6 protein-coding genes and 1 pseudogene are annotated in these 6,233 nt (G+C 66.4%); 6 read left to right on the forward strand and 1 reads right to left on the reverse strand.

Annotation, left to right across the window (positions count from 1 at the left end; all coding sequences use genetic code 11):
• Positions 1–153 precede the first annotated feature (153 nt).
• Genes atpA through LI94_RS19770 form a run of 5 tightly spaced genes read left to right on the forward strand, consistent with a single transcriptional unit; the run spans position 154 to position 5,060 of the window.
• Entirely contained in the window at positions 154–1,803 is a 1,650-nt protein-coding gene (atpA, locus tag LI94_RS19750; RefSeq protein WP_024442342.1) for a F0F1 ATP synthase subunit alpha, read from the forward strand.
• A 7-nt stretch (positions 1,804–1,810) separates the two neighbouring features.
• A complete protein-coding gene (locus tag LI94_RS19755; RefSeq protein ID WP_024442343.1) occupies positions 1,811–2,737 on the forward strand; it encodes a F0F1 ATP synthase subunit gamma in 927 nt (308 codons plus the stop codon).
• 34 nt (positions 2,738–2,771) lie between these two features.
• Positions 2,772–4,202 (forward strand): F0F1 ATP synthase subunit beta, encoded by a 1,431-nt coding sequence (atpD, locus tag LI94_RS19760; protein WP_046302265.1) that lies wholly within the window; start codon positions 2,772–2,774, stop codon positions 4,200–4,202.
• A 34-nt stretch (positions 4,203–4,236) separates the two neighbouring features.
• The gene (locus tag LI94_RS19765; RefSeq protein WP_024442345.1) at positions 4,237–4,602 is read left to right on the forward strand and encodes a F0F1 ATP synthase subunit epsilon; all 366 of its coding nucleotides are present in this window, start codon (positions 4,237–4,239) and stop codon (positions 4,600–4,602) included.
• Between the two features lie 14 nt (positions 4,603–4,616).
• Entirely contained in the window at positions 4,617–5,060 is a 444-nt protein-coding gene (locus LI94_RS19770; protein ID WP_036457775.1) for a DUF2550 domain-containing protein, read from the forward strand.
• Between the two features lie 24 nt (positions 5,061–5,084).
• Here the strand turns inward: LI94_RS19770 and LI94_RS19775 are convergent, their stop codons facing one another.
• On the reverse strand, positions 5,085–5,675 hold the full coding sequence (locus tag LI94_RS19775) for a cob(I)yrinic acid a,c-diamide adenosyltransferase (RefSeq protein ID WP_024442347.1): 591 nt from the start codon (positions 5,673–5,675) through the stop codon (positions 5,085–5,087).
• Positions 5,676–5,775: 100 nt separating this feature from the next.
• Here LI94_RS19775 and LI94_RS19780 point away from each other — a divergent pair.
• A pseudogene (locus LI94_RS19780) lies at positions 5,776–6,233 on the forward strand (UDP-N-acetylglucosamine 1-carboxyvinyltransferase); the annotation flags it as partial.

Consider the following 6,233-nt stretch of genomic DNA (forward strand, 5'->3'; position numbering starts at 1 on the left):
TGTGTATAAGAGACAGGTGACGAGGTGATCGACGGCACGCTGTCGTCGCGTCTCGCCGCAGCCAAGACGCAATTGCCCGACTGATCAAGACCGACCCGGACCTACCAGGTCTCAGAGCCCAATACCCATTCGAAGGCAGGAAGACGAAAAGCCATGGCAGAGTTGACAATCTCCTCTGACGACATTCAGGGGGCGATCGAGGAGTACGTGACCTCCTTCAGCGCCGACACCGCGCGCGAGGAGGTCGGCACCGTCATCGACGCCGGCGACGGCATCGCACACGTCGAGGGCCTTCCTTCGGTGATGACCCAGGAGCTCCTCGAGTTCCCCGGCGGGGTGTTGGGCGTGGCCCTGAACCTCGACGAGCACAACGTCGGTGCGGTCATCTTGGGCAACTTCGAGAACATCGAAGAGGGCCAGCAGGTCAAGCGGACCGGTGAGGTGCTCTCGGTGCCGGTCGGCGACGGCTTCCTCGGTCGGGTCGTCAACCCGTTGGGACAGCCGATCGACGCCCGCGGCGAGATCGAAGCCGAGACCCGTCGTCCGCTGGAGATGCAGGCCCCCTCGGTGGTTCAGCGTCAGAGCGTCAGCGAGCCGCTGCAGACCGGTATCAAGGCCGTCGACGCCATGACCCCGATCGGCCGCGGCCAGCGTCAGCTGGTCATCGGCGACCGCAAGACCGGCAAGACCGCCCTCTGTGTGGACACCATCCTCAACCAGCGCAAGAACTGGGAGACGGGCGACCCGAACCAGCAGGTTCGCTGCGTGTACGTCGCGATCGGCCAGAAGGGCACCACCATCGCCAGCGTGCGTCGCGCGCTGGAAGAGGGCGGCGCCATGGACTACACCACGATCGTCGCCGCGCCCGCCTCGGACTCCGCCGGCTTCAAGTGGCTGGCCCCCTACACCGGCTCGGCGATCGCCCAGCACTGGATGTACTCGGGCAAGCACGTGCTGATCGTGTTCGACGACCTGACCAAGCAGGCCGAGGCCTACCGCGCCATCTCGCTGCTGCTGCGCCGCCCGCCGGGCCGCGAGGCATACCCGGGTGACGTGTTCTACCTGCACTCGCGTCTGCTGGAGCGTTGCGCGAAGCTCTCCGACGAGCTGGGTGGCGGTTCGCTGACCGGTCTGCCGATCATCGAGACCAAGGCCAACGACATCTCGGCCTACATCCCGACCAACGTCATCTCGATCACCGACGGCCAGTGCTTCCTGGAGAGCGACCTGTTCAACCAGGGTGTTCGGCCGGCCATCAACGTCGGTGTCTCGGTGTCCCGGGTCGGTGGCGCCGCGCAGATCAAGGCGATGAAGGAGGTGGCCGGCTCGCTGCGTCTGGACCTGTCGCAGTACCGCGAGCTGGAGGCCTTCGCCGCGTTCGCCTCCGACCTGGACGCCACCTCGAAGGCGCAGCTGGAGCGTGGTGCACGCCTGGTCGAGCTGCTTAAGCAGCCGCAGTACGCACCACTGCCCGTCGAGGAGCAGGTGGTCTCGATCTTCCTGGGTACCGAAGGCCACCTGGACTCGGTGCCGGTCGAGGACGTGGGCCGCTTCGAATCCGAGCTGCTGGACCACATCCGGGCCTCGGAGAACGACCTCCTCACCGGGATCCGCGAGTCCAAGAAGCTCTCCGACGAGGCCAGCGAGAAGCTGGTTGCCGTGATCAACCAGTTCAAGAAGGGCTTCGCCGCCTCGGACGGCAGCTCGGTGGTTCCCGACGAGCACGTTGAAGCGCTCGACGAGGACAAGCTCGGCAAGGAAGCGGTGCAGGTCCGCAAGGCCGCGCCGGTGAAGAAGAAGTAACGCCGCTATGGCAGCCACACTTCGCGAACTACGCGGGCGAATCCGCTCAGCCGGGTCGATCAAGAAGATCACCAAGGCCCAGGAGCTGATCGCCACCTCGCGTATCGGCCGGGCGCAGAACCGGCTGGAAACGGCTCGGCCGTACGCCGACGAGATCACCCGGCTGCTCACCACGTTGGCCGCCGAGGCGGCCCTGGACCACCCGCTGCTGGTCGAGCGCAGCGAGCCCAGGCGGGCGGGAGTCCTGGTGGTGTCGTCCGACCGTGGTCTGTGTGGCGGCTACAACGCCAACGTCTTCCGCCGGGCAGAGGAACTGTTCTCTCTGCTCCGCTCGGAGGGCAAGGACCCGGTGCTCTACGTCGTCGGCCGCAAGGCGCTGGCCTACTACTCGTTCCGGAACTGGGCGGTCACCGACTCCTGGACCGGATTCTCCGAGCAGCCGACGTACGAGAACGCGGCCACGATCGCCTCGACCCTGGTTGAGGCATTCCTGGCCGGCGCCGACGACGACGGCGACCACCCGGGCACCGACGGTGTCCTGGGCGTCGACGAACTGCACATCGTGTCGACCGACTTCCGCTCGATGCTGTCGCAGTCGGCCGAAGCGCGTCGGATCGCCCCGATGCTGGTGGAATACGTCGGACCAGAAGATCCCGGCGTCCGGACCTTATACTCCTTCGAGCCGGACGCCACCACGCTGTTCGACTCGCTGCTGCCGCGGTATCTGACCACCCGCGTGTATGCCGCGCTGCTCGACTCGGCGGCCTCGGAGCTGGCTTCGCGCCAGCGCGCGATGAAGTCGGCGACCGACAACGCCGACGACTTGATCAAAGCGTTGACCCTTGAGGCCAACCGCGAGCGCCAGGCTCAGATCACCCAGGAAATCAGCGAAATCGTCGGCGGTGCGAATGCCCTCGCCGACGCCTCTCGGTAAGCCCCCCGGTAAGTACTAGGAAGCGAAGAAGATAATGACTGTTACCGCTGACAAGACAACCGCCGGCCGCGTGGTGCGCGTAACCGGCCCCGTCGTCGACGTCGAGTTCCCCCGGGGCGCGGTGCCCGAGCTGTTCAACGCTCTGCACGCGGAGATCTCCTTCTCGGAGTTGGCCAAGACGTTGACCCTGGAGGTCGCCCAGCACCTGGGTGACAACCTAGTCCGCACCATTTCGATGCAGCCCACGGACGGCCTGGTGCGTGGCACCGAGGTCACCGACACCGGTGCCGCGATCTCGGTGCCGGTGGGTCACGACGTCAAGGGCCACGTGTTCAACGCCCTCGGGCAGTGCCTCGACAAGCCGGGCTACGGCGAAGACTTCGAGCACTGGGGCATCCACCGGAAGCCCCCGGCCTTCAACGAGCTGGAACCGCGCACCGAGATGCTCGAGACCGGCCTGAAGGTCGTCGACCTGCTCACCCCCTACGTGCGTGGCGGCAAGATCGCCCTGTTCGGTGGCGCCGGCGTGGGCAAGACCGTGCTCATCCAGGAGATGATCAACCGTATCGCCCGTAACTTCGGTGGCACCTCGGTGTTCGCCGGCGTGGGCGAGCGCACCCGTGAGGGCAACGACCTGTGGGTCGAGCTCGAGGACGCCAACGTGCTCAAGGACACCGCCTTGGTGTTCGGCCAGATGGACGAGCCGCCGGGCACTCGTATGCGCGTCGCGCTGTCGGCCCTGACCATGGCCGAGTGGTTCCGCGACGAGGCGGGCCAGGACGTGCTGCTGTTCATCGACAACATCTTCCGGTTCACCCAGGCCGGCTCCGAGGTCTCGACCCTGCTGGGCCGCATGCCTTCGGCCGTGGGTTACCAGCCCACGCTGGCCGACGAGATGGGTGAGCTGCAGGAGCGGATCACCTCGACCCGTGGTCGGTCCATCACCTCGATGCAGGCCGTCTACGTGCCCGCCGACGACTACACCGACCCGGCGCCGGCGACGACGTTCGCGCACTTGGATGCCACCACCGAGCTGTCCCGTGCGGTGTTCTCCAAGGGCATCTTCCCGGCGGTGGACCCGCTGGCCTCCAGCTCGACCATTCTGGACCCGGCCATCGTCGGTGAAGACCACTACCGGGTCGCCCAGGAGGTCATCCGGGTCCTGCAGCGTTACAAGGACCTGCAGGACATCATCGCCATCCTCGGTATCGACGAGCTGTCCGAAGAGGACAAGCAGCTGGTCGGCCGGGCACGGCGTATCGAGCGGTTCTTGAGCCAGAACATGATGGCCGCCGAGCAGTTCACCGGTCAGCCCGGCTCGACGGTGCCGCTGAAGGAGACCATCGAGGCCTTCGACCGGCTGACCAAGGGTGACTTCGACCACCTGCCCGAGCAGGCGTTCTTCCTGATCGGTGGCCTCGACGACCTGGCCAAGAAGGCCGAGAGCCTGGGCGCCAAGCTGTGACCCGGAATCCGGTGATGACGAAAGGCGGTGGGTAATGGCAGAGCTAGATGTCGACATCGTCGCGGTCGATCGCAAGGTGTGGTCCGGCAAGGCCACCTTCATCTTCACCCGGACCACCGTCGGTGAGATCGGTATCCTTCCGGGGCACATCCCGGTGGTTGCCGAGCTCGTTGACGACGCCATGGTGCGGGTCGACCGGGTCGAAGAGGACGAGCTGCGGCTCGCCGTGCACGGCGGCTTCCTGTCGGTGACCGAAGAGGGGGTCAGCATCCTGGCTGAGGCCGTCGACTTCACCTCAGAGATCGACGAGGCGTCCGCACGGCACGAAGCCCAGTCCAGCGACCCCAAGATGGCTGCACGGGGACGGGCCAGGCTGCGTGCCCTGGGTGTGATCGACTAAAAAGGCGTGAACCGATGAGCACGCCCATGATCTTTATGGTCGTGCTCGTCGCCGTTCTCCTAGGCGCGGTTGTCGCGCTGAGCTATCGGCTGTGGAAGCTGCGGCAAGGCGGTACCGCCGCCATCATGCGCGACCTTCCGGCCGTGGGCGGCCATGGCTGGCGTCATGGCGTGGTCCGCTATCGGGGCGGTGAAGCGGCTTTCTACCGTCTTTCCAGCGTGCGGCTGTGGCCGGATCGTCGGCTCAGTCGACGCGGTGTGGACGTGGTGGCGCGCCGCGCCCCCCGGGGCGATGAATTCGACATCATGACCGACGAGATCGTGGTGCTCGAACTCTGCGATGTCACCCAGGAGCGTCGGGCCGGCTTCGAGATAGCGCTGGACCGCGGCGCGCGGACCGCCTTCCTGTCCTGGCTGGAGGCGCGCCCGTCGCCGCGGGCCCGGCGTCGGAGCTACTGACCAAGCGAACGTTATTGGTGCCGATTACTTTTCGGGACCGTCGGTGCGTTCGCCGCCTGGCTTCCAGAGCACGTCGCCGTCGGTATTGGCCACTCGGCACAACACAAACATCAAGTCCGACAACCGATTCAGATACTTCGCCGGCAGCACCGACACGCCGTCCGGGTAGGCGTCGAGTGCCGCCCAGGCCGAGCGCTCGGCCCGGCGCACCGCGGTTCGAGCCACGTGCAGCAGTGCCGAGAGCGGTGAGCCGCCCGGCAGGATGAACGAGTTGAGCGGGGCGAGCTGTTCGTTGTATTCGTCACACCACGCCTCCACCCGGTCGACGTACTCGGCGGTGATCCGCAGCGGCGGGTACTTCGGGTTCTCGGCGACCGGTGTGGCCAGATCCGCGCCCGCGTCGAACAGGTCGTTCTGGATGCGCAGCAGCGTGGCGCTCACCGCCTCGGCGGGTTGGCCGAGCGCAATCGCGACACCGATCGCGGCGTTGGCCTCCTCGACATCGGCGTAGGCCACCAGCCGGGGATCCGTCTTGGGTACGCGAGAAAAATCGCTCAGGCCGGTCGTTCCGTCGTCGCCGGTACGGGTGTAAACGCGAGTGATGTGCACTGCCATAGCCCAAACCGTACCGGGGGAGCGAACCGGTGCCATCCTCGCTTCGGCCGAAGCCCGGATTGGTCGGGACAGGGCTCGCGTCGTCACTACACTGACGCGAGTGGGTGAGCGTTTCGTGGTTACCGGGGGTAACCGATTGTCCGGTGAAGTCGCCGTCGGTGGCGCTAAGAACAGCGTCCTGAAGCTGATGGCGGCGGCCTTGCTGGCGGAGGGCACCAGCACCATCACCAACTGCCCGGACATTCTGGACGTGCCCCTGATGGCCGAGGTGCTGCGCGGGCTGGGCGCCAATGTCGAACTCGACGGCACCACGGTGCGTATCACCTCGCCCGACGAACCCAAGTACGACGCGGACTTCGCCGCGGTGCGCCAGTTCCGGGCGTCGGTCTGTGTGCTGGGACCCCTGGTGGGCCGGTGTCTGAAGGCGAAGGTCGCACTACCGGGCGGTGACGCGATCGGCTCGCGCCCGCTCGACATGCACCAGGCCGGCCTGCGACAACTGGGAGCCACCTGCAATATCGAGCACGGTTGCGTGGTGGCGCTGTCTCTTATACACAT

This window comes from Mycobacterium sp. UM_Kg27 (genome assembly GCF_000972905.1).
GTDB lineage: Bacteria > Actinomycetota > Actinomycetes > Mycobacteriales > Mycobacteriaceae > Mycobacterium.